Annotated in this window: 26 protein-coding genes; 17 read left to right on the top strand and 9 right to left on the bottom strand. The window is 39.2% G+C overall.

Features of this window, described 5'->3' with window-relative positions; all coding sequences use genetic code 11:
* Positions 1 to 36: 36 nt before the first annotated feature.
* From BLQ05_RS10815 to BLQ05_RS10795, 5 genes are all read right to left on the bottom strand, one after another.
* A complete protein-coding gene (locus BLQ05_RS10815; protein WP_023575899.1) occupies positions 37 to 423 on the bottom strand; it encodes an ankyrin repeat domain-containing protein in 387 nt (128 codons plus the stop codon).
* Between the two features lie 96 nt (positions 424 to 519).
* Positions 520 to 1023: a hypothetical protein gene (locus BLQ05_RS10810; RefSeq protein WP_023575898.1), complete on the bottom strand. Its 504-nt coding sequence runs from the start codon at positions 1021 to 1023 to the stop codon at positions 520 to 522.
* 260 nt (positions 1024 to 1283) lie between these two features.
* The gene (locus tag BLQ05_RS10805) at positions 1284 to 2231 is read right to left on the bottom strand and encodes a phosphoribosylaminoimidazolesuccinocarboxamide synthase (protein ID WP_023575897.1); all 948 of its coding nucleotides are present in this window, start codon (positions 2229 to 2231) and stop codon (positions 1284 to 1286) included.
* A gap of 73 nt (positions 2232 to 2304) precedes the next feature.
* The gene (locus BLQ05_RS10800; protein WP_035654159.1) at positions 2305 to 2997 is read right to left on the bottom strand and encodes an SIMPL domain-containing protein; all 693 of its coding nucleotides are present in this window, start codon (positions 2995 to 2997) and stop codon (positions 2305 to 2307) included.
* Positions 2998 to 3047: 50 nt separating this feature from the next.
* A complete protein-coding gene (locus BLQ05_RS10795; protein ID WP_023575895.1) occupies positions 3048 to 3689 on the bottom strand; it encodes a rhomboid family intramembrane serine protease in 642 nt (213 codons plus the stop codon).
* Between the two features lie 106 nt (positions 3690 to 3795).
* Between BLQ05_RS10795 and BLQ05_RS10790 the strand changes: the two genes are divergently transcribed.
* Complete coding sequence (locus tag BLQ05_RS10790) at positions 3796 to 4671, top strand: lysophospholipid acyltransferase family protein (RefSeq protein WP_023575894.1); 876 nt, start codon at positions 3796 to 3798, stop codon at positions 4669 to 4671.
* 99 nt (positions 4672 to 4770) lie between these two features.
* Here BLQ05_RS10790 and BLQ05_RS10785 read toward each other — a convergent pair whose 3' ends face one another.
* Positions 4771 to 6258, bottom strand: coding sequence for an aminotransferase class V-fold PLP-dependent enzyme (locus BLQ05_RS10785; RefSeq protein ID WP_035654190.1), 1488 nt, complete (start codon positions 6256 to 6258; stop codon positions 4771 to 4773).
* Between the two features lie 195 nt (positions 6259 to 6453).
* Between BLQ05_RS10785 and rlmH the strand changes: the two genes are divergently transcribed.
* Entirely contained in the window at positions 6454 to 6927 is a 474-nt protein-coding gene (gene rlmH / locus BLQ05_RS10780; RefSeq protein ID WP_023575892.1) for a 23S rRNA (pseudouridine(1915)-N(3))-methyltransferase RlmH, read from the top strand.
* A gap of 75 nt (positions 6928 to 7002) precedes the next feature.
* Here the strand turns inward: rlmH and BLQ05_RS10775 are convergent, their stop codons facing one another.
* Positions 7003 to 7647 carry a hypothetical protein gene (locus BLQ05_RS10775; protein ID WP_051365733.1) on the bottom strand — a complete coding sequence of 215 codons (645 nt, stop codon included), beginning with the start codon at positions 7645 to 7647 and terminating at the stop codon, positions 7003 to 7005.
* Entirely contained in the window at positions 7644 to 8471 is an 828-nt protein-coding gene (gene folP / locus BLQ05_RS10770) for a dihydropteroate synthase (protein WP_023575891.1), read from the bottom strand. Before folP ends, BLQ05_RS10775 begins: the two co-directional genes overlap by 4 nt.
* Positions 8472 to 8575: 104 nt before the next feature.
* Here folP and BLQ05_RS10765 point away from each other — a divergent pair, with 104 nt between their 5' ends.
* From BLQ05_RS10765 to BLQ05_RS10705, 13 genes are all read left to right on the top strand, one after another.
* Positions 8576 to 9121, top strand: coding sequence for a DUF1599 domain-containing protein (locus BLQ05_RS10765; RefSeq protein WP_023575890.1), 546 nt, complete (start codon positions 8576 to 8578; stop codon positions 9119 to 9121).
* 6 nt (positions 9122 to 9127) lie between these two features.
* Positions 9128 to 10225: a BT_3928 family protein gene (locus BLQ05_RS10760; RefSeq protein WP_023575889.1), complete on the top strand. Its 1098-nt coding sequence runs from the start codon at positions 9128 to 9130 to the stop codon at positions 10223 to 10225.
* Between the two features lie 6 nt (positions 10226 to 10231).
* Entirely contained in the window at positions 10232 to 10741 is a 510-nt protein-coding gene (locus tag BLQ05_RS10755) for a TlpA family protein disulfide reductase (RefSeq protein WP_035654157.1), read from the top strand.
* Positions 10741 to 11496 carry a triose-phosphate isomerase gene (gene tpiA / locus BLQ05_RS10750; protein ID WP_035654155.1) on the top strand — a complete coding sequence of 252 codons (756 nt, stop codon included), beginning with the start codon at positions 10741 to 10743 and terminating at the stop codon, positions 11494 to 11496. The genes BLQ05_RS10755 and tpiA overlap by 1 nt, the downstream gene beginning before the upstream one ends.
* Positions 11497 to 11503: 7 nt before the next feature.
* Positions 11504 to 12259: a Rossmann-like and DUF2520 domain-containing protein gene (locus BLQ05_RS10745; RefSeq protein WP_023575886.1), complete on the top strand. Its 756-nt coding sequence runs from the start codon at positions 11504 to 11506 to the stop codon at positions 12257 to 12259.
* The gene (locus tag BLQ05_RS10740; protein ID WP_035654153.1) at positions 12252 to 12779 is read left to right on the top strand and encodes a KdsC family phosphatase; all 528 of its coding nucleotides are present in this window, start codon (positions 12252 to 12254) and stop codon (positions 12777 to 12779) included. Before BLQ05_RS10745 ends, BLQ05_RS10740 begins: the two co-directional genes overlap by 8 nt.
* A 38-nt stretch (positions 12780 to 12817) precedes the next feature.
* Entirely contained in the window at positions 12818 to 13741 is a 924-nt protein-coding gene (locus BLQ05_RS10735; RefSeq protein ID WP_074460129.1) for a geranylgeranylglycerol-phosphate geranylgeranyltransferase, read from the top strand.
* Complete coding sequence (locus BLQ05_RS10730) at positions 13734 to 14321, top strand: Maf-like protein (protein WP_035654151.1); 588 nt, start codon at positions 13734 to 13736, stop codon at positions 14319 to 14321. The genes BLQ05_RS10735 and BLQ05_RS10730 overlap by 8 nt, the downstream gene beginning before the upstream one ends.
* A 10-nt stretch (positions 14322 to 14331) precedes the next feature.
* A complete protein-coding gene (locus tag BLQ05_RS10725; protein ID WP_023575882.1) occupies positions 14332 to 14859 on the top strand; it encodes a mechanosensitive ion channel family protein in 528 nt (175 codons plus the stop codon).
* Between the two features lie 78 nt (positions 14860 to 14937).
* Complete coding sequence (locus BLQ05_RS10720) at positions 14938 to 15471, top strand: hypothetical protein (protein ID WP_023575881.1); 534 nt, start codon at positions 14938 to 14940, stop codon at positions 15469 to 15471.
* A 216-nt stretch (positions 15472 to 15687) separates the two neighbouring features.
* Complete coding sequence (locus BLQ05_RS10715) at positions 15688 to 16332, top strand: hypothetical protein (protein WP_023575880.1); 645 nt, start codon at positions 15688 to 15690, stop codon at positions 16330 to 16332.
* 212 nt (positions 16333 to 16544) lie between these two features.
* On the top strand, positions 16545 to 19034 hold the full coding sequence (locus tag BLQ05_RS10710; protein ID WP_023575878.1) for a PIG-L family deacetylase: 2490 nt from the start codon (positions 16545 to 16547) through the stop codon (positions 19032 to 19034).
* A gap of 265 nt (positions 19035 to 19299) precedes the next feature.
* Entirely contained in the window at positions 19300 to 20982 is a 1683-nt protein-coding gene (locus tag BLQ05_RS10705; RefSeq protein WP_023575876.1) for a sodium:solute symporter family protein, read from the top strand.
* A 187-nt stretch (positions 20983 to 21169) separates the two neighbouring features.
* On the opposite strand, the gene BLQ05_RS10700 is transcribed toward BLQ05_RS10705, so the two are convergent.
* On the bottom strand, positions 21170 to 22015 hold the full coding sequence (locus BLQ05_RS10700; protein ID WP_023575875.1) for a DUF2911 domain-containing protein: 846 nt from the start codon (positions 22013 to 22015) through the stop codon (positions 21170 to 21172).
* Between the two features lie 150 nt (positions 22016 to 22165).
* Here BLQ05_RS10700 and BLQ05_RS10695 point away from each other — a divergent pair, with 150 nt between their 5' ends.
* Entirely contained in the window at positions 22166 to 22642 is a 477-nt protein-coding gene (locus BLQ05_RS10695; RefSeq protein WP_023575874.1) for an SRPBCC family protein, read from the top strand.
* 3 nt (positions 22643 to 22645) lie between these two features.
* Positions 22646 to 23344 carry an SDR family NAD(P)-dependent oxidoreductase gene (locus BLQ05_RS10690; protein ID WP_023575873.1) on the top strand — a complete coding sequence of 233 codons (699 nt, stop codon included), beginning with the start codon at positions 22646 to 22648 and terminating at the stop codon, positions 23342 to 23344.
* Positions 23345 to 23355: the final 11 nt, after the last annotated feature.

Genomic DNA, 23355 nt, shown 5'->3' with positions numbered 1-23355 from the left:
CTATGTCCGGCTTTTTTATAACTAACCAACCTAAACTTATTTTTTTGAAGCCGCTCTGATAACTTCCGCAACCTGAGTTGCTTTCCCGCCTTCTGCAAGTTTTAATGCTGTAAAACCATTATTGTCTTTTGCAGAAATATCGGCTCCTTTTTCAATTAAAAATTTTGCAATTTCAGCGTTGTTGTAACGTGCGGCATACATTAACGGCGTCATTCCGTTTTTGGATTCGTTTACATCCACACCGTATTCAACAAATTTTTTCACTGTAGCCACATCTCCTTTACTGATGGCAACAAATAGAGGGGTAACATCGTAGCTAACAATGGCTACATTTTTTGAAGTTGATGTTTCAACATTCGAAGCTAAAGCAACATTTGCAGTTGCTATTAAAGCTAAACCTAATAAACTGATTGTTTTTTTCATGATGATGATTGATTTTTTCCGCTACGCTCAATATACTTCGGCTGCGTATTGGGTTGATTAATGATTTAAAATTTATTCTTCTTTTAATGGTTAGTATTAAATGTTGGTGCTTTTGATTTTTACAGCATTGATTGGCTGAGCTGTGTTGAAAATCGGGCTTTCAATTATCAGACTGTCTTCCATAATGATTTCCTCCGTTGTTTTTTTACTGTAAAGAGGATCGACTTCAGAAGAAATGGTCATATCAATTACTTGATTGTCGATCGTAATACTTTCTTCTGATGCATTTTCAACAACATCACTTGAAATTTCGCTCTCAATTATTTGATTATCTTCCGCAATTACTTCTTCTATGGTTTTGGCATACGGAGTAGAAAGGATGGTTTCCGGATTAATGCTGCCTGCATCGCCACATTCTTTACCCGATTTTTTTTCTATTGAATCGTTCCCGGTTGTGGTCGCATCCGTACTTTGTTCTGATTGTACTGACTGAGTCAAGCTGAAATATTCATTATTGAACGATTGTTGACTGCTTAATGCTGAAGTAACATTAGTAAAAGCTACTACAGCGATTCCTAAATAAATGATTGATTTTTTCATGATGATGATTGATTTTGATTTTTCCGCTGCGCTTCAATTAATTAATTTTTCTTAATATCAAATGCCTCGGGTGATGATTGATTTATTGAATAGACGCTTATAAATTTATTTCGTTACCCGCTTTTATTCATTATAACATACTTTTAACAAATCGATGCCGATAATCGATTTTTTCAAGCCGTTAACGGATTTTTTCATCACTACAAAGAACAAAAAAACCACGCAAAGCGTGGTTAGTATATCTTCAAAATTAGGTTATCTTATTTGTTCAGAAAAGCCAGAACATTTTTTTCAATACGTTCATTAATATTGGATATGTCTGCTTTCACAAACGGCTCTCCTAAAATATTTTCAAACAACTCGATATAGCGTTCCGAAACCGATTCAATGTATTCATCAGTCATGTCAGGGATTTGTTGCCCTTCTTTTCCCTGGAAACCGTTCTCGATTAACCAACGACGTACAAATTCTTTCGACAATTGCTTTTGGTCTTCGCCTTTATCCTGTCTCTCCTGATACCCCTCGGCATAGAAATAACGGGAAGAATCCGGCGTATGGATTTCGTCAATCAAAACGATTTTTCCGTCTTTGGTTTTTCCGAATTCGTATTTCGTGTCTACTAAAATCAATCCGCGGGAAGCCGCAATTTCAGTTCCTCTTTGGAATAAAGCTCGGGTGTATTGTTCTAAAACGATGTAATCTTCTTCGGAAACGATGCCTTTTGCCAAAATGTCCTCGCGGGAAATATCCTCATCGTGTTCTCCATTATCCGCTTTTGTGGAAGGCGTAATAATTGGCGTCGGGAATTTATCGTTTTCTTTTAAGCCTTCCGGCATGGTTACACCACACAAAACTCTTTTCCCTAAAGCATATTCACGGGCCGCATGACCGGATAAATAACCTCGGATTACCATTTCCACTTTAAAAGGCTGACACAAATGACCAACGGCAACGTTTGGATCCGGCGTAGCGATTAACCAATTCGGAACGATATCCTGCGTTAATTGCATGAATCGTGTGGCAATCTGGTTCAGAATCTGACCTTTGTATGGAATTCCTTTCGGCATTACCACGTCAAAAGCGGATAATCTGTCGGTAGCGACCATTACCAAAAGCTCGTCATTGATATTGTATACTTCTCTTACTTTACCGTGATATACGGATTTCTGACCCGGAAAATTAAAATTGGTCGTTGTAATTGTGTTCATTATTGTTGTGTTGTTGTTGAGTGGTGCAAATGTAATTGGATTCTGAGAGTCAAGCAAAAGAATCTAAATAAATTTACTGTTCAATCGCAAAGTTAATCGTAACATTTGCTATCACTTCAATTTCACCGATTGCAAGCGTTTCTCTGGATATTCCGCCGGCATCCGATTCCATTTTCATTGCTGCATATATTGGTCTTGGATAGTTCGTCATTGAATTATCGGAAACCAATAACGGTTTACCCACTTTTTGATTCAAAGCCGAAGCATAATCTGCAGCCTTTGTTTTGGCATTCTGAACCGCCTGAATTCTCGCCTGACTTTCATATTGAGCCACTTTGGACGATTTGAAATCCACACCCTGAATCACATTGGCTCCGGAATCCACCAAGCCCATCATCAGTTCATCATATTTTGCCAGATCTTTAAGTTGGATTACAATATTTTGGGAAGCAGTAAACGTGTTTTTCTTCTTTTGATAATCGTACGATTTGTACAATGAAACACGTTGTGTCTGATAATCTGTCGTGGCGATTTTCATTTTTTTGATGAATTTGATAATAGCGTCAATGGCTTCGTCATTTTTCTTTTTCACGTCGGCCGCTTCATTGCCGGTATTCTCAACTCCAACGCTGATAACTGCCTGATCCGGAGTCACTTTAATTTTTCCTTCACCGGAAACTACAATCTGAGGTACGTTTTTCATCTCTTGTGCGTTTGACAATGTTGTGATAAATAAGGTTACTGCAAGTAAAATAATCTTTTTCATATGTAAAGTATTAAGTTTTCTATTACAAATCAAAAGCAATGCCAAAACAGTTATATTTTGCCCATTTTAGATAAAACAAACAGGATAATAATCGGAATTACCAGTAGAACAACCATTAAAGTGTTATCAGTCAGCATCATGGGAACTTTGGCAATGGTAATGATATACCCGCCAATGGCACCGCCAAAATGAGCCGTGTGTCCAATATTATCGTTCTTGGCTTTCATTCCGTAAATGGAATACAACAAATAACCGATTCCGAAAAGGTAGGCCGGAATGGGGATGGGGATGAAAAACAGGTACAAACTCATATCAGGTTGGAGTAAAATAGCGGAGTACAATACACCGGTTACCGCTCCGGATGCGCCAATGGCACGATAATAATAATCATTTTTATGAAAATACAAGGTGAGCAAACTCCCGAAAATCAAACTTCCGAAGTAGATTATGATAAACGATAACGACCCAAAAGAACCGATAACAACAGGTGCAAAGAAATATAACGTAAGCATATTGAAAAACAGATGCCCAATATCACCATGCAGAAAAGCAGAGGTAATCATACGGATATGCTCGCCGGCACGAATACTGCCTATGTGGAATTCATACTTTCGGAAAAACGCTTCGTCACTAAAACCTTTGTAGCTTATAATAGCCGTAACTGCAATAATCAGTAATAAAACTGGGTTCATATCTTTGAATTTTATCAGTGTAAAAATAACCATTGTTTGCTTACAGAATGTTAATTTTATCCAAGAATAATCAGTTTTAAAAGTATATTTGTAAAAACTTAAATAAATGCAGTTACTCGTTTTTCTATTGGTATACCCTGTTTTATGGTGTATTTCAATACTTCCCTTTCGATTATTATACTTCGTTTCCGATTGTATTTACGTCCTTGTGTATCATATCATTGGTTATAGAAAAAAAGTAGTGCGTCAAAATTTAGCGTTGGCACTCCCCCATTTATCAGACAAAGAACGCTTGGTTATCGAGAAGAAATCCTATCATCATTTGGTTGACGGTTTTCTGGAAATGATTAAAACCATGACCATTTCGGATAAGGAAATCAACAAACGATTTAAATTCACCAATATGGAATTGTATCACGAATATGAAGCCAAAGGGAAAAGCATTGCCATTTTCTGTGCCCATTATTCGAGTTACGAATGGCTCCTTATTATGAACAAACACATCAAATTTAAAGGATTCGGGATTTACAAAACCATCCGAAACAAATACTTTGACAAATTGGTTCGTGATATCCGAGGAAAGTTTGACGCCACATTAATCGATACTAAAGAAACGACGAAAGTCATGATTGACAATCATAAAAAAGGGGTTTTAGGTGTTTACGGATTTGCGGCAGACCAATCTCCGAAAGCATCCAAAGCATTCCATTGGACTAAATTTATGGGAATTGAAGTCCCCGTGCATACCGGTGCTGAAATGCTTGCCAAAAGAATGGACATGAACGTACTTTTTGTTAAAGGCGAAAAATTAGGCCGCGGAATGTACCAGGCCACTTTTGTTCCGATGGTGGATAACCCGAAAGAAGTTCCCAACTATGAATTAACCGATATGTTTTTCAAAATGGTGGAACAACAAATTCTTGAAAAACCGGAATATTATCTTTGGACACACAAACGCTGGAAACACGCTAAAGACAGTTAGGCAGTGATCAGAAAGCAGATGGCAGAAAAACAAAGCGCTATAAAAAAGAAAAATCCACTTACTAACAAGTGGATTTTTTCATGAATACTATTCTTTCATCTATAAGGAAAACCATTTCTTCACCATGGCTGCCTCCTGATGCAAAGCATTTTTATGCACAAACTCATTGGAAGATTTATTATACTCGTAGTCTTTTGCCCATGCTGCATGGTTTTCAGCCAAGGCTTTGATGCTATCGCAAACGAATTCGATTTCTGCGGAAGTGGTCGTTGGGTGAATCGACATTCTGATCCATCCCGGCTTTTCCATTAAATCACCGGAAGTAATTTTATCCGTCAGATAATGAGATGTTTCCTGATCCACGTGCAATAAAAAGTGACCATACGTACCGGCACAACTGCACCCGCCACGCGTTTGGATTCCGAATCGGTCGTTTAATAATTTCACGCCAAGGTTAAAATGCAAATCGTCGATATAAAACGAAATCACCCCTAACCTGTCCTGATGTTGTCCCGCTAAAATATTGATATTAGGAACATTCCCTAAACGATCAAAAACGTATTCCACAATTTCGTGTTCGCGTTTCAGAATATTGTCGATACCCATTTGCTCTTTTAACTGAATGGCCAAAGCAGTTTTAATTACCTGAAGAAATCCAGGTGTTCCGCCATCTTCACGCTCTTCGATATTGTCCAGATATTTGTGCTCGCCCCAAGGATTCGTCCAGCTTACTGTTCCTCCTCCCGGATGATCGGGAACCATATTCTTGTATAATTTTTTATTGAAAACCAACACTCCCGAAGTACCGGGACCACCAAGAAATTTGTGCGGCGACATGAAAATCGCATCGAGATATCCTTCAGGATTGTCTGTCGGATGCATATCAATTTTAACATACGGTCCGGAACAGGCAAAATCCACAAAACAAACGCCGTTATATTGGTGAATTAGCTTTGCCACTTCGTGATAGGGTGTTCGTATACCTGTTACATTCGAACAAGCTGTTATGGAAGCTATTTTTAAGGTAAAATCTTTATATTTCTCTAATAAAACTTTAAAACTGTCCAGACAAATCAAGCCTTTTTCGCAAGCCGGAATCACTTCCACTTTAGCAATTGTTTCTAACCAGGAAGTCTGATTGGAATGGTGCTCCATATGCGATATAAAAACAACCGGTTTCTTCTCGTCGGGAATCTGAGTATATTTCTGAAGATTTTCAGGCACTTTCAATCCTAAAATACGTTGAAATTTATTGATTACGCCTGTCATTCCCGTTCCATCAACAATCAACACATCATTTTCATTACTGTTCACGTGGTGTTTGATGATGTGACGCGCTTCGTGATAAGCCATAGTCATAGCCGTACCGGAAACGGTGGTTTCAGTATGCGTATTGGCCACAAACGGTCCGAATTCATTCATCAGTTTTTCTTCGATGGGACGGTACAAACGACCTGAAGCGGTCCAATCCGTATAGATGATTTTCTTTCTTCCGAAAGGCGAATCAAATTCCTGATCGATACCGATGATGTTTTTTCTGAATTGCTGAAAATACTGCTCCAGCTGCGTTGTTTGTGTTGTAGTCATTTCAAAAGCATTTGCGGTCAAAGATACATTTTTTTGATTATTTGAAGATTTACGGGGCAACGGTTTTGAAAGTAAAGTCGAAATTTTAACATATTCATCTGATTTCATGACAAATACAATTCAAAAACAGTCTAAAAAAAGCATCCTGAACCATAATCTAAATTTCTGTTATCTTTGCTTTTTTAATCCGAAGTAATGAACATCAAACTCCTCGCCATCGGTAAAACCGACAATAAAGCGCTGCAAACCTTAATCGACGATTACACCAAACGATTGTCTTTCTACATCAAGTTTGAATTGGAGATTATTCCGGATATTAAAAACGTGAAAAACCTGTCGGAAGCCCAACAAAAAGAGAAAGAAGGCGAACTGATTCTGGCAAAACTTTCCGCTACCGACCAATTAATCTTACTGGACGAAAACGGTAAAAATTTCTCAAGCGTAGGTTTTTCCGAAGAACTGCAGAAAAAAATGAATTCCGGAGTGAAAACCTTGGTCTTCGTAATCGGTGGTCCTTACGGTTTCAGTGAAGAAGTGTACAAAAAAGCACAGGGGAAAATTTCGCTTTCGCTGATGACCTTTTCGCATCAGATGGTGCGTTTGTTTTTTATCGAACAGCTTTATCGCGGATTTACGATTTTACGCAATGAACCTTATCATCATCAGTAAGCAGGTTGCAGACAGCAGACAGCAGACAGCAGAATCAAAAGAAAAAAATCAGACTCCGGAACTCTGTGATTATTACTAAAACACGTACTCTTTTCCTTCAAAAATCAGATTGGGATACAATAATTTGGTGAACAGGATTTTATCCGATAGATAGTCATCAAAAGAAAGGTTTTTATCAAACACCAAATACACTTTGACTTTCTTGTCACTGTAAAACTCCTTGATATAATTTTCAAGGGATGAACGCTCTACAGGTACATCATTACAAGCTATTGTGTTGTTTTTATCAAACTGAATCACCAAAACATCCTCCAATTTATCATGCGTATGATTTTCCAAAACATAACTTACGTTCGTAAACGGAATAAACGCTAAATTCTTCCCGATACTGTCGGCATAGGAATAGTAATTGTCTTTTTTTACATCCCCTTCGCTCTTTCTTTTCTGCTTTTTTTCCTGAAGTTTTATAATTTCCGGAAGAATGGTTTTCAGCGGCAAACGTTTGTCAACATTAAAAACCCAATTGGTGGTGGAAATGACCGTACTTTTATTAATGTCAACCAAAGTATCGTTTTTCTCCATTTTGAAGAAAAAATCAATTTTTGAAATATCCGAAACCGTTTTCACAACAGTCACATCCGCTTTCGGCAATAAAATCTCTTTTTTCTCGCCACAGGAAAACAATACCAAAACGGTAAAAAGCATCAATACTTTATTCATGGTTTTGTAATTTTTTTAAATAATGTAACACATTCCATCGCTTCTTTCACATCGTGAACACGAAGAATTTTTGCGCCTTTCATCAACGAAATCGTATTCAGAAAAGTGGTTCCGTTTAAGGCTTCCTGCGCGTTGGTATCCAATACTTTATAAATCATCGATTTTCTAGAAATTGCCGATAATAAAGGTAAATCCAACATTTGAAACAACTCCATTTTTTGCATCACCTCATAATTCTGGTTGGTTGTCTTGGCAAATCCGAATCCGGGGTCGATAATAATATCGTTGATACCAAGGGTTCTGGCGGCGGCAACACGCTCCGAAAAATACTGAATCATTTCCTTTACGATATCATCATACTCCGTAAGTGTTGTCATGGTTTGGGGTGTCCCGCGCATGTGCATCATGATGTACGGCACGTTGGCATCGGCAATTACTTCCAGCATTTTATCGTCCAATACTCCGGCGGAAATATCATTGATTATTGCGGCTCCGCTTTCTATTGCTGCTTTGGCAACCGCTGCTCTGAACGTATCAATCGACAAAACAGCTTTGGGAAAACGGTTCAGGATAACATCCAAAATTGGAATCAGTCGCTTGATTTCGTCTTCTTCCGAAACAAAAACCGCATTGGGTCGGGACGAATACGCACCAACATCAATAAAGGAGGCACCTTCCGAAAGCATTTTTTCGGTCTGATTCAGAAAATCGGCATCGGATTTGTATTTCCCGCCGTCAAAAAAGGAATCGGGAGTGATGTTGAGAATCCCCATTACTTTCGGGGAAGATAAATCGACTAATTCTCCTTTACAGTTGATTGTCATTGGAACAGCGCTGGTTTATTATTTGTACTTTACAGTTCGTGTTTTTTTTGAACTTCAAGCTTTATTCTTTACATTTGGAAATTCAAGAACAAAGATAACCAGAAATGAGTAACACCTCACAGGAATTTGATAAAGTAATCGCTATTTGCCGCGATTTATACAGCAAAAAAATGAAGGATTACGGTAGTGCATGGCGCATTTTACGACTTCCTTCCCTAACCGACCAGATTTTCATCAAAGCCCAACGCATCCGCAGTTTACAGGAAAATGAAGTACGTAAAATAGACGAAGACGAAACCGGAGAATTCATCGGAATCATCAATTATTCGATTATGGCGCTAATCCAATTGGATTTGGGCGTGGTGGATCAACCGGATTTGGATTGGGAAACAGCGGTTCGGTTATACGACGAAAAAGTCGCGATTACCAAAGCACTGATGGAAGCCAAAAATCACGATTATGGTGAGGCCTGGCGTGACATGCGTGTGAGTTCGCTTACCGATTTGATTCTTCAGAAACTGTTGCGCGTAAAGCAAATCGAAAACAATAAAGGAAAAACACTGGTTTCCGAAGGTATTGATGCCAATTATCAGGACATGATCAACTATTCGGTTTTTGCACTTATTTTAATGGGGTTTCATAAAAAATAAATAATAATGAAATATTTAGTACACGTATCCAGAATCATTGTTGGCGTTTTATTCATCATTTCGGGGTTAATCAAACTCAATGACCCTACCGGATTTTCATTCAAACTGGAAGAATATTTTTCAGAAGCCGTTTTAAATCTGCCCGCGCTTATCCCTTTCGCATTGGCAATTGCCGTTTTTGTGGTTGTTTTTGAAGTCGTTTTGGGTGTAGCCTTACTTATCGGTTTCAAACCGAAATGGACCATGTGGAGTTTATTGCTGATGATTGTTTTCTTCACGTTCCTGACGTTCTATTCGGCTTACTTCAATAAAGTAACCGATTGCGGATGTTTTGGCGATGCACTGAAATTAACGCCTTGGGAATCTTTCTGGAAAGACATTGTATTATTGTTCTTCATTCTGATTTTATTTTTTAATCAGAAGCATATCAATTCGTTATTAAAACCTATGCCGGCCGCTTTAACGGTTTTTGTTTCGTATTCGCTTTGCCTTTTCATGGGCTATTGGGTACTGAATCACTTACCTTTGAAGGATTTCCGAGCGTATAAAATCGGAACCAATATTCAGAAAGGAATGGAGTTTCCTGAGGGAGCCCCACGTTCGGTTTACGAGATGAATTTCGTGTATAAAGTGGGCGGAAAAGAACAAAACTTCGGAGAAAAAGACCTGATGAGTTTACCGGCCGGTGCGGAATTCGTACGTCGTGAAGATAAATTAATCTCTCAGGGCTATGTCCCTCCAATCCACGATTTCACCATTGAACTGGACGGACAGGATTATACCGAAGAAATGCTGAATGCACCAAAAGTGGTGATGCTGATCTCCTACGATCTGAAAAAAGCCAAGCCGGAAGGTTTAGCCAAACTGGAAGCCTTCTCTCAAAAAGCACAGAAAAAAGGATATAAAGTGATTGGAATGTCGGCTTCTCCGATTGAAGATATTGCGAAGTTCCGACAAGAAAACGGCATTACTTTCGATTACTATTTCTGTGACGCCACTACGTTAAAAACCATCGAAAGAGCCAATCCGAGTATCGTGGTGCTACACAAAGGAACAATTGTTGATAAGAAACATTGGAATGATATTGAGGATGTTAAATTGTAATTGATTATGAAAAAAATACTTCTATTAGCTGTTTTTGCACTCGCTGCCTTTGTGATTTATTCCTATACCAACAGACAGGACGACAAAGCTTTCAAAAAAGAAGCGTTGGAAAACAAAATGGTTGCTTTAGACGGAAGTTCAATTGCTTTTAAGGATATTCTGAAAAAATACAAAGGAAAAACCATCGTAATTGACGTTTGGGCCTCTTGGTGTTCCGACTGTATTAAAGGCATGCCGAAAGTAAAAGCGTTGCAAACCCAATTTCCTGATGTTACTTATCTGTTCGTTTCGATGGACAAAACGCCGGAAGCCTGGAAAAAAGGCATTGAAAAATATGAAGTGGTTGGCGAACACTACATGGCCACGGACGGTATGAAGGGCGTCTTCGGAAAATCGATTGATCTGAACTGGATTCCGCGTTACATGGTAATTGACAAAAAAGGTAAAATTGCACTTTTCAGAGCGATTGAAGCCGATGACACCAAACTGATTGAGACACTAAAAACATTAAAATAATGAGACATACTATAGTAGCAGGCAACTGGAAAATGAATGTAAATGCAGCAGAAACCACTCAGTTACTGTCTGATATTTTAAACCAACTTCCGTCAGGAAAAGAAGTGGAAGTTATCGTAGCCCCTTCCTTTGTGAATTTATCACAAGCGATTCATATTCTGGAACATACCAACATTGGTGTGGCCGCTCAGAACATGCATCAGGCGGAAGGCGGTGCGTTTACAGGAGAAGTTTCGGCAGACATGCTTACTTCCATCGGAGTACAAAACGTTATTTTAGGACATTCCGAAAGACGTGCTTATTTCAAAGAAAATGATGCGCTTTTAGCCAATAAGGTTGATACCGCTTTAAAACACGAAATGCGTGTGATTTTCTGCATCGGAGAAGAATTGAAAGACCGTCAGGACAAACAACACTTCAATGTGGTTGAAAACCAGTTACGCGACGGATTGTTTCATCTGGAAGCCAATGCATGGGTAAACATCGTTTTGGCTTACGAACCCGTTTGGGCTATCGGAACCGGAGAAACTGCTTCACCGGAACAAGCGCAGGAAATGCACAAATTTATCCGTGAAACCATCCAACACCATTACGGAAGCCCTGTAGCCGAAAACGTTTCCATTCTTTACGGTGGAAGTGTAAAACCGGACAATGCTCAGGAAATTTTCTCCAAACCCGATGTGGATGGTGGATTGATTGGTGGTGCAGCATTAAAAGCGGAAGATTTTGTAGCAATTGTAGCTTCAGTAGCATAAAACGACAATGATCACAATTAACATCATCGGTTCAGGAAATGTTGCACAGCATTTGATTTCGGTTTTTCAACAAACGGAAAATATCATGTTGCAACAGGTTTTTTCGCGCAAACGGGAAAGCATAAATCATCTGATTTCCGATGACAAGATTGTAACACACTATTCCGATTTAAAAACAGCCGACATTACCATTATTTCGGTTACGGATGATGCCATTGCCGAAGTGTCCAATCAGCTCCCTTTTGAAAACCAATTGGTGGTTCATACCTCAGGAAGCGTCGGATTGGAAGCTATAAATGCTAAAAACCGTAAAGGTGTTTTTTATCCTTTGCAGACCTTTTCAAAATCAAAAGCAATCGATTTCAAAGCAGTTCCAATCTGTTTGGAAACTGAAAATGAATCGGATTATGCTGTATTGGAATCGGTTGCAAAAACCATTTCGGATAAAGTTTTCAAAATCAGTTCCAATCAACGCCAAAGCTTGCATGTGGCCGCCGTGTTTTCATGTAACTTCGTGAATCATCTGTATCATCTGGGTAAGGAAATCTGTGATGAGAATAATGTGCCTTTCGAAATTCTGATGCCGTTAATTCAGGAAACTGCCGATAAAATCAAAACGCTTTCCCCTTTGGAAGCACAAACCGGTCCCGCGAAACGCAACGACCAGAAAACAATAGAAAAACATATGTCTTTCTTAGACGATGAGCATAAAAAAACAATTTACCGATTGTTAACCCAATCCATACAAAAATACAATGGCTAAAAGTTATAAAGAGATCATGAACGACATCACCACGTTTATTTTTGACGTTGATGGCGTACTTACCGACGGAACCGTACACATAACCCCAACCGGAGAAATGCTGCGTGAAATGAACATTCGCGACGGCTATGCGATGAAAGCGGCGGTAGAAAACGGTTATACGGTTTGCATCATTTCCGGAGGAAGTAACGAAGGTGTTCGTATTCGATTACGAAACTTAGGTATTACTGATATTCACTTAGGGGTTCCTAATAAGGTGGAAACTTTTAAAGAGTTCACCGATGTGTATAACATCAAACCCGAGCAGGTTTTGTACATGGGTGACGACATTCCGGATTATCACGTAATGCAATTAGTGGGATTACCCACTTGTCCGCAAGACGCTTCTCCTGAAATTAAAACAATCAGCAATTATATTTCGCACAAAAACGGAGGGAAAGGTGCCGTTCGTGATGTGATTGAACAGGTTATGAAAGTTCAGGGCAAGTGGATGAAACATTTCGACGCCAAGTACGATTAATTACTATTTCCAAAACATTAAAAACAGCTATACAACGAATGAAATTTTTTAAACTGATCCGTTACCAAAACTTATTGATGCTAGCTTTGATGCAGCTTGTTTTTCATTTCGTATTTTTTAAAAACCAAAAAGAAGTCTTTACTGCATTAGCGGATTGGCAATTTATCTTATTGGTACTTGCAACGATTTCCATTGCCGCGGGAGGTTACGTGATTAACAATATTATGGATCAGGAAACGGATGCATTCAGTAAGCCCAAAAATGTGATTGTAGGCAAACACATTTCGGAAGGAATGGCGTATAACATTTACGTAGCATTGAATATTCTTGGCGTTGGAATTGGGTTTTATTTGTCCAATATCATTCAGAAACCGATGTTTTCTGCGGTTTTTATTGTCGTTGCGGGAACTTTATACATGTACGCTACAAGTCTGAAACAAAACCTTTTAATCGGAAATATCATTGTTGCCTTGCTGCTATCCTTCAGCGTAATCATCGTTGGGATTTTCGATTTGTATCCGGCGACGTATGACGGCAACCAACTCCAGATGGCCATGCTTTTCAGTATTCTTTTGGATTATGCCCTATTTGCTTTCATCATCAATTTTATTCGTGAAATCGTAAAAGACATTGAAGATATGGACGGCGATTACAATTCAGGCATGAATACACTTCCCATCCTTTTAGGAAAAGACAGAACCGCAAAAATTGTATTTGGATTGGCGTTTGTTCCCGTAATCTTATTGGTTTTATATGTAAACAATAACCTGTTGGAATTGCAATGGGTAATGTATTATATGTTGCTTTTTGTATTGGCGCCACTACTCTATTTCCTGATTAAAATCTGGAATGCCAAATCGAAAAAGGACTTCAGTCATCTGAGTCTGATTTTAAAACTGGTATTACTTTTCGGAATACTTTCCATCGTAGTGATCACAATAAACATGAAAGTCAATGCTTAGGGAAAAACTAAAACAATACAACATTATTCTGGCTTCGGGTTCACCCAGACGCCAACAGTTCTTCAAAGATTTGGATCTGGATTTCGAAATTCGCTTAAAAGAAGTGGAAGAAATCTATTCCGAAGATTTAAAAGCGGAAGAAATCACGAATTATCTGGCCGAACTGAAAGCCAATGTATTTGTGGGAGAACTTTCGGATAACGATATTTTGGTTACCAGCGACACGATTGTCTGGCACGAAAACAAAGCGTTGGGCAAACCGAAAAATTATGAGGATGCTTTTAAAATGCTCCAATCGCTTTCGGGAAAAACGCATGAAGTCATTACCTCGGTTTGTATTAGAACCAATACTAAAACCGATACTTTTTACGAAGTCACGAAAGTCACTTTCAACCCACTCACCGAAGAAGCAATCACTTATTATTTAGACAATTACAAACCGTTTGACAAAGCAGGTTCCTACGGAATTCAGGAATGGATCGGACTCGTGGCCATTGCAAGAATTGACGGATCCTATGCCAATGTTGTCGGACTTCCGGTTGATAAAGTTTATCAACATTTGCTTACATTTGTAAAGTAAAGTAAATGAAATGTTGAATCATCAGTTTTATATTGAAATTGTAGCTACGTTAATAACGCTGCTATTGTTTTTGTCGGTACGCTTTTTTTTGGCTAAAATTGTGCGACGCTTTGCAAAAGTTTCCGATTCGATTGAACATCGGACAAATCTTGTGATAAAATACATCAATGTGCTGGTCAATATCCTAACAGCCATTGTTTTATTTACGATTTGGGGAATCCGAACCACTCACATTATTGTGTTTGCTTCTTCTATTTCGGCCATTATTGGTGTGGCCATGTTTGCACAATGGTCGATTCTAAGTAACATTACTGCAGGAATCATCCTCTTCTTTAATTTTCCTTTTAAAATTGGCGATGTTATCTTAATTCACGATAAAGACTTTCCCGTTGAGGGCGAAATCATGGACATCACTGCTTTTCATGCGCTCCTGAAAACCAAAAGCGGCGAACGCGTTACCTATCCCAACAATCTCCTGATTCAAAAAGGGATCACGATTATTAAACAATACAACGACGAAAGAGAGTTCATGGATTAATACAGTTTTTTCATTATCTTTTGAAAATATTTTACGTTTAAATACAACTAACGCAACTCATTTTTAAAACCAAATCCTATGAAAACAATCAAATTAGCCTTACTCGGTTTCATTTTATCCTTTTCGTTATTCGCCACCGCACAGGTGAATGTGAATGTAAACATTGGCACACCTCCGGTTTGGGGACCTGTTGGGTATGCAGAAGCCCGCTATTACTACATTCCGGATATTGAAAGTTATTACGACATAAATTCGGGAATGTTTGTTTATATGGGGCCGCGCGGATGGATTCACGCAAGGACATTACCAAGCAGGTATTCGCATTTTGATTTATACAACGGTTATAAAGTTGTGCTGAATTTCAGAGGCGATAATCCGTATCGTTATTATAAAATGCACAAAGCGAAGTTTCCAAAAGGATATAAGAATCACAAGCAGAAGCCTTTTAAAATGAAAAACGACAACGGAAATCATTCCGGGCATTATAAAAAAGGGAATGCAAAATCCGGAAACGCAATACATTTCAATGATAATTCCCATGGTGGAAAAAAAGGTAATGATGGAGGCGGAAAAGGTCACGGCAACGGAAAAGGAAACGGTAAAGGAAAATAAAATCACTTTTAAATATAAAAAACCAAGCAAGGCTAATACCCTTGCTTTATTTTTTTAGGCAAAAAACAACATTTTCTATTTTATTGAAATACAGCTATTTAACCACTATTTCAATTGCTTGACACCACTTCTTTTTCCGAAAAAATATTATTTTGGCACGGAAGTTGGAAATAGTCAAACATCAAACGAATATTGGTTAAATTAAAATATACGATTATGAAAACTATCAAATTTTTATTCGCAGGATTATTGCTGATGACGCTGAGCACTCAGGCACAGGTTAACGTGAATGTGAATATTGGAACACCTCCGGTTTGGGGTCCTGTGGGTTATGCCGAAACACGCTATTATTACATCCCGGACATTGAGGTTTATTATGATATCCCATCTGCAATGTTTATTTATTTTGATGGTGGCGGATGGATCAGAGCGGCTTATTTGCCTTACCGTTACAGACATTATGATTTATATGGAGCCTATAAGGTATGCTTACACGATTACGGTCCAAACCCATACATTTATTACAAACACCACAAAGTAAAATACAAACATGGGTACAGAGGACCTGCGCAAAGAACGATTGGCCCGAGACCACAGGTTGTTTATAATGGACCGAGAGACGGTTACAGAAGAGACCGCGATGACGATAACAGAAGAGATTACTACAGAAATCAAAACGATAACCGTAGCGAAAGAAGAAGTAACAATGATTACAGAAACGAATACAGAGGTTCAAGGGACAACGCAAATGTGAGAGGAAACGACAAAGGCCGTGAAAGGGGAAATGACCGCGGAAACGGAAACGGTCGCGGAAACGGAAGAGGAAATGGTGGTGATAACGGCAACGGAAGAAGAGGTTAATTCACACAAATAATTTGGAAAAAAGGCAGAGGCTATACAGTCTTTGCCTTTTTTAGTTACTTCCGGTAAAGGTATTGTTTGCCCTAAGTCGTTGGGAACCCACTTTTTCGATTCATTGCCAAAAAAATGTTATTTTGCTATGGGTTCTATGTTAAATAAATAGTTCTCACCACCTATTTCATTATATTTGAAAACAAGAATAACATTACATTATGAAGAAGCACAGCTTACTTTTTTATGCCTTTTTATATTTCATTTCTATACCGGTTTTTGCCCAACAACCGCAAAAATTAAGCACCTCCGACATTTACAGTCAGATTGAGAAACTCAACTTTTTAGGCTCCGTACTTTATGTGGCTGCGCATCCTGACGATGAAAATACCAAACTGATTTCCTATTTAGCCAATGAAACCAAAGCCCGTACCGGTTATTTATCGTTAACCCGTGGCGACGGCGGACAAAACCTGATTGGAACGGAACTTAAGGAATTGCTGGGCGTTTTACGTACTCAGGAGCTTTTAGCAGCTCGAAGAATCGATGGCGGCGAACAGTTTTTTTCCCGTGCCAACGATTTCGGGTATTCCAAAGAACCCGAAGAAACCTTTGAAATCTGGAACAAGGAAGAAATCCTGAACGACGTTATTTTAACCATCCGAAAATTCAAACCGGATGTAATCATCAACCGTTTCAATCACCGAACGCCGGGAACCACACACGGGCATCATACCGCATCGGCAATTTTAAGTTATGAAGCTTTTGAAAAAGCAAACGATGCCACCGTGTATCCCGAACAGTTAACTACAACGTCCGTTTGGCAACCGAAACGCTTGTTTTTCAATACCTCGTGGTGGTTTTACGGCAGTGAAGAGAATTTCAAAAAAGCCGATAAATCGAATTTAATCAGCATCAATACCGGTGTTTATTATCCTCTGAAAGGGAAGAGTAATGGTGAAATTGCGGCTTTAAGCAGAAGTCAGCACCAATGCCAGGGTTTTGGAAGTACCGGCACGCGCGGTAACGAATTGGAATATCTGGAATTTTTAAAAGGCGACTTTCCGAAAGACAAGACCAACCTTTTTGATGGGATTAATACGACCTGGACACGAGTTAAGGGCGGAGAAGCCATTGGTAAAATCCTAATGGATGTTCAACAGAATTTCAATTTTAAAAACCCGGAAATCCATTTGCCTAAATTGGTGGAAGCCTATAAATTAATCTGCAAATTAGACGACGAACACTGGCGTACCCTTAAAAAGCAAGAGCTTGAAAACATCATTATGGCTTGTTGCGGTTTGTACCTGGAAGGGGTTGCCTCAATACAGAATACCAATCCGGACAGCGAAATCACTTTAAAACTCGAAGCGACCAACCGTAGCAATGAATTCATAACCATTGAATCTGTAGATTTTTTGAACACGGTGATTACAGAAGATAAAAAACTGGGAAACAACGTCGCTTTCAAAACCGAAAAGCAAGTCAAAATACCGGAATCCACACCATTTTCGTCACCGTATTGGTTAAACGAAAAAGGAACATTGGGTTTATTTTCGGTAACCGATAAAAATAGCGTTGGAAAACCCGAAACCGATCCGCTGCAACTGCACTGGAAAGTTTCCATTTGCGATGTTCCTTTTGATATTTATAAGAAAGTCGTGTACAAATTCAACGATCCGGTTAAAGGCGAAATGTACCAACCATTAGCCGTTTTACCGGAAGTGACTACGGAAATTCTGAACAAAGTAGAATTATTCCCGAACAACCGAAAACACCTTATTTCCGTAAAAATCAAAGCCGGAAAAGACAACTGCAAAGGCGATGTTATTTTGGATTTGCCCGCCGATTGGAAAGTCTGGCCTAAAAAAATCGCGTTTGAATTACCTCAAAAAGGAAGCGAAAAAACCGTAACTTTTGAAGTGATTCCTCCATCCTATCCTACTGAAGCCGTGGCGAAAAGCATTGCGGTAATCGACAATGTACATTTTGATAAAAAACTGGTTACGATAGATTACGGACACATTCCGTTGCAGCAGGTTTTGTTGCCTTCGGAGGCGAAATTCAACAAGATTGAAATTGAAACCCGTGGCAGCAATATTGGTTACATTATGGGGGCCGGCGATGAAGTGCCGGAGAGTTTACGCCAGATGGATTATACCGTAACACTGCTTTCTCCGGAAAAAATTACCGCAGAAAACATTAAGGATTTTGATGCGATTATAGTTGGAATTCGCGCCTATAACACCGTTGACGCTTTGAAATTCAAGCAAAACGTGCTGTTTGATTATGTAAAAAACGGCGGAACCATCATAGTGCAGTACAATACGGCTGGAAAACTGGTTACCAACGACATTGCTCCTTACGAGCTGAAATTATCCCAGGACAGGGTTACCGAAGAAACGGCCAAAGTGACGTTCCTCGAGCCGAAACACGCGGTTTTAAACTTCCCGAATAAAATTACCGAAAAGGATTTCGAATGCTGGATTCAGGAACAAGGATTGTATTATCCTAACAAATGGGCAAAAGAATTCACTCCGATACTTTCGGCGCACGATAAAGGCGAAACCGATAAAAACGGAGGTTTGTTGGTAGCGAAATACGGCAAAGGGCATTATATTTATACCGGATTGAGTTTCTTCAGAGAATTGCCGGAAGGGGTTCCCGGAGCATTCCGATTGATGGCCAACCTGATTGCGATCGGGGAATAACACAATTTGAAATACGAAAGGTGTTGTATAGCCCTGATGGCAGCGGCATCCTTTTTTTTCTGACTGCGGTTCCCGAAGGCAGTAAAAAAAGATATAGCGTACAGCAGGACTGAAAGTGATTGATAAAACGAGCGTGATGCTCCTAAAAAAAATAAACATGCAAGAAGAAGAATTCAAATGGAAAAAAAGTTATACGGTTGTGTTGCTGCTCAACGCGTTCTATATTTTGCTTTTCTATTTCTTAATGCAAATGTACGCTTAGACTATGCAGATCATTGATTGGATTGTACTTTCGGTAACGCTTTTATTTATTGTGATTTACGGCGCTTGGAAGACCAAAGGCAGTAAAAACGTGGAAGAATACATTTTAGGAAACAACGAAACACCTTGGTGGACAGTCGGACTTTCGGTGATGGCTACACAGGCGAGCGCGATTACGTTTCTTTCCACGCCGGGACAAGCGTATCATGACGGCATGGGTTTCGTACAGTTTTACTTCGGATTGCCGATTGCGATGGTGGTGATTTGCATCACTTTTATTCCGATTTACCACAAACTCAAGGTTTTTACCGCATACGAATTTCTGGAACAGCGATTCGATGTTAAAACGCGTTCGTTGGCTTCCATCCTATTCTTAATACAGCGCGGATTGGGAACCGGACTGACGATTTATGCCCCGGCGATTATCATGTCGGCCTTATTGGGTTGGAACCTGACGCTGATGAACATTGTGATTGGAATCATGGTGATTATTTACACCTTTTCGGGCGGAACCAAAGCCGTAAACGTGACGCAAAAACAACAGATGTTCGTAATTATGACCGGAATGTTCATCACTTTCTTTCTGATTTTAAGCTATTTACCCGAAGAATTGAGTTTCAGTAATGCCTTGGGCATTGCGGGTGCGAATGATAAAATGGACATTGTTGATTTTTCGTTTGATCCTGAAACCCGATACACCTTCTGGAGCGGCATTACGGGCGGATTCTTTTTGGCGCTTTCCTATTTTGGTACGGACCAGTCGCAGGTTGGTCGTTATTTGAGCGGGAAATCGATTCGCGAAAGTCAGATGGGACTGATAATGAACGGTTTGTTGAAAGTTCCGATGCAGTTTTTCATTTTGCTTACCGGTGTTATGGTTTTTGTTTTTTTCCAATTCCACTCCTCACCTTTGCATTTTAATCCGACGAATAATGATTTGGTGAGAAATTCGACTCACAAGGCCGCATACGAAAAACTGGAAAAAGAGCTGGATGCCGTTCAGTCCGAAAAGAAAGAAATCAGCATGTTGTATGTGGGGCAATTGAATCAGGATTTCGACAACCCTATTTTACAACAGAAAATGGTTTCCCTTTCCGGAAAGGAAAAAGATCTGCGTGAACAGGCGAAAGAGATTATCGCTAAAGTGGATGAGAAAACCGAAACCAACGATAAAGACTATGTTTTCCTGTATTTCATTCTGAATTTCTTACCTAAAGGCTTGATCGGTTTGTTATTGGCGGTAATCTTTTCCGCAGCGATGTCGTCCTCGGCGTCCGGACTAACCGCATTGGCATCGACCACAACCATAGACATTTACAAGCGAAACCTTAAAGCCGACAAATCTGAAAAACATTTTGTAACATCAACCAAGCTTTTCACTTTAATGTGGGGAGTCATTGCCATCTTGTTTGCCTGTGTGGGTACACTTTTCGAAAACCTGATTCAGTTGGTAAATATTGTAGGTTCCATTTTTTACGGAACGGTATTGGGGATTTTCCTTGTGGCCTTCTATGTGAAGTTTGTAAAAGCGAGAGCCGTATTTTGGAGTGCCGTTATAACACAACTTACCATCTTTTACATTTTTTATCTTGACATCGTAAGTTTCCTTTGGCTGAATTTTATCGGAGCGATGCTTACCATTATTCTGGGCGTTTTGCTGCAATCGGTACTAAAAACTAAAGAATAAAAATAGTAGGATAAAGCAATTATTTGCCGCAGATTAAACAAATTTGCATAAATCAATCCGTGGGAATTACTTCGTCAGTTCGCTTCGCTCGGGTGTGGAATCTGTGACAATAGAATTTCAGAAGTTAAATCGAAACCAATAAAAAAGGCTGTCAATTGACAGCCTTTTTACTATATAAAACGTAAGATTATTTCTTAGACCATTCTGCAATGGAATCTTTGTTCATCTTAACATAATCCATGTTTTTAGCTTTTTCAGCTGCAGCCAAAGACAACTTTGCCGTTTCAACAGCCGCCGCTTTATCTCCTTTTTTCGCCTGGATCAGAGATTTCAGACGCAAGTACCAGAAAGGTGCTTCTTTTTCCATTTCCACAGCCTTATTAACCCAAGTCAACGCTTTATTCAAATCGCCGTTAGATTGGTAAAAATAGTTTGCGGAAGAGAAGAAATCTGCAGATGAAGGTCCGGCCAATGTTTTTTCGATACTCTTCATTGCCGTTTTTTGTGTTGGCACTTCAAACTTAACCGCTACAATGGTTTTCTCCCATGACAATTCCAGAAAAGCCGAATCGTTATCCACATTATTCACGCCAATAGTGAAGGTTTCCACTTTGCGGTTTAAGGTTTCCGGCTTAACCGTTGTTTTAAGAGCCACTTTAGCCTCGTCCCAATTTTCAGGTAAACCCCAATTATCGGTGTCCGAATAAAAAATCACATCCCAGCTGTCTGCTTTTGGTAATGTAAACAAAGCATACTTCCCTTTTTTTAATGTTTTTCCGGCAATAGTAACATCCTCACTGAAAGAAACAGTTGTATTTGCGTTTGCTCCGGTTCTCCAAAGCTTACCATAAGGAACCAATTCTCCGAAAACGGTTCTCCCTTTTGTACTCGGACGCGAATAGTCAATCGCAACGTCTGTAAGGCCTACAACCTGTTCAATTTTAGTAATCGGACTCGCCTGTGGTGTTTTAACCTGCGCCTGCATTGCCAATGTTGCAAAAGCAAAAACCGCAGTCAGCATTATTTTTTTCATAATCTTAGGTTTCGTTTATTTTATTTCTGTGCAACGAAAATAGTAAAAAATACAAACTCAAAATGTTAAGAATAGCTTAAATAAGATTTTATGTTTAATTATTTTTTAAAAAGATTAAACATTGTTGTAATTTTACAAAAAAATAGTCCAATGTATACTCTTCATGCAAAGCAAAAACTTCCCATAACCCTTGACAAAGCATGGGAATTCTTTTCAGATCCGAAAAACTTAAATACCATTACACCGGATTCGATGAAGTTCCACACCCTTTCCGGAGACGAACGTAAAATGTTTGCCGGACAGGTCATTCATTACAAAATATCGCCTTTTCCAGGTATTAGCATGGAATGGGTCACTGAAATTTCGCAGGTACAATACAAAGAATTCTTTGTGGACGAACAGCGATTCGGACCTTATAAATTCTGGCATCACAAACATTTTTTCAAAGAAATTGACGGCGGTGTGGAAATGGAAGACATCGTACACTATAAAGTACCTTACGGATTCATCGGAAAATTATTTCATCCGATTGTGGTGCGACCGAAACTGAATGAGATCTTTACCTTCAGAAAAAAAATACTGACTGAACTTTTTGGTGAATTCGACAGAACAAATTCCAGAAAATAAATTATGAAAAACATACTATTAATAGGTGGTTCCTACGGAATCGGGTTAGCCATTGCAAAAGAACTTCAAAACAAGAATAACCTCTTCATTGCTTCAAGAAGTAATGATAACTTGTCTGATGTAAATGCGACACATATTTCGTTCGATGCCATAACCGACACAATTGATACTTTACTTCTGCCAACTGTTATTGATGGTTTGGTGTATTGTCCCGGAAGCATCAATTTAAGACCGTTTAAAGGATTAAAACCGGAAGTTTTTGAAACCGATTTACAACTTAATTTCATAAGCTTGGTGAAAGTGATTCAATCGGTTTTACCTAACCTATTAGCTGCCGAACAAGCAAGCATTGTTATGTTTAGCAGTGTTGCCGCCACTATGGGAATGCCATTTCACACCAGCGTTGCAGCTTCAAAAGGTGCCATTGAAGGTTTTGCCAAAGCATTAGCCGCAGAATATGCCCCAAAAATCAGAGTCAATGTAATAGCGCCCTCCTTAACGGATACGCCACTGGCCGATAAATTCCTGAACAACGAAACCAAACAGGAAAAATCAGCCGAGCGGCATCCGTTAAAACGAGTTGGTAAACCGGAAGACAATGCTCAAATGGCTTGCTTTCTATTAAGTGATAAAAGTTCATGGATTACCGGACAAATTTTCCATGTAGATGGCGGTATGTCAACCTTGTTACTAAACGGGTAGTGAGAGAAATC

The sequence above is a fragment of the Flavobacterium saliperosum genome (assembly GCF_900100625.1).
Taxonomy (GTDB): Bacteria; Bacteroidota; Bacteroidia; order Flavobacteriales; family Flavobacteriaceae; genus Flavobacterium; species Flavobacterium saliperosum.
Note: the sequence above shows the minus strand (reverse complement) of the source record. Positions and strands in the feature narration are given on the sequence as shown.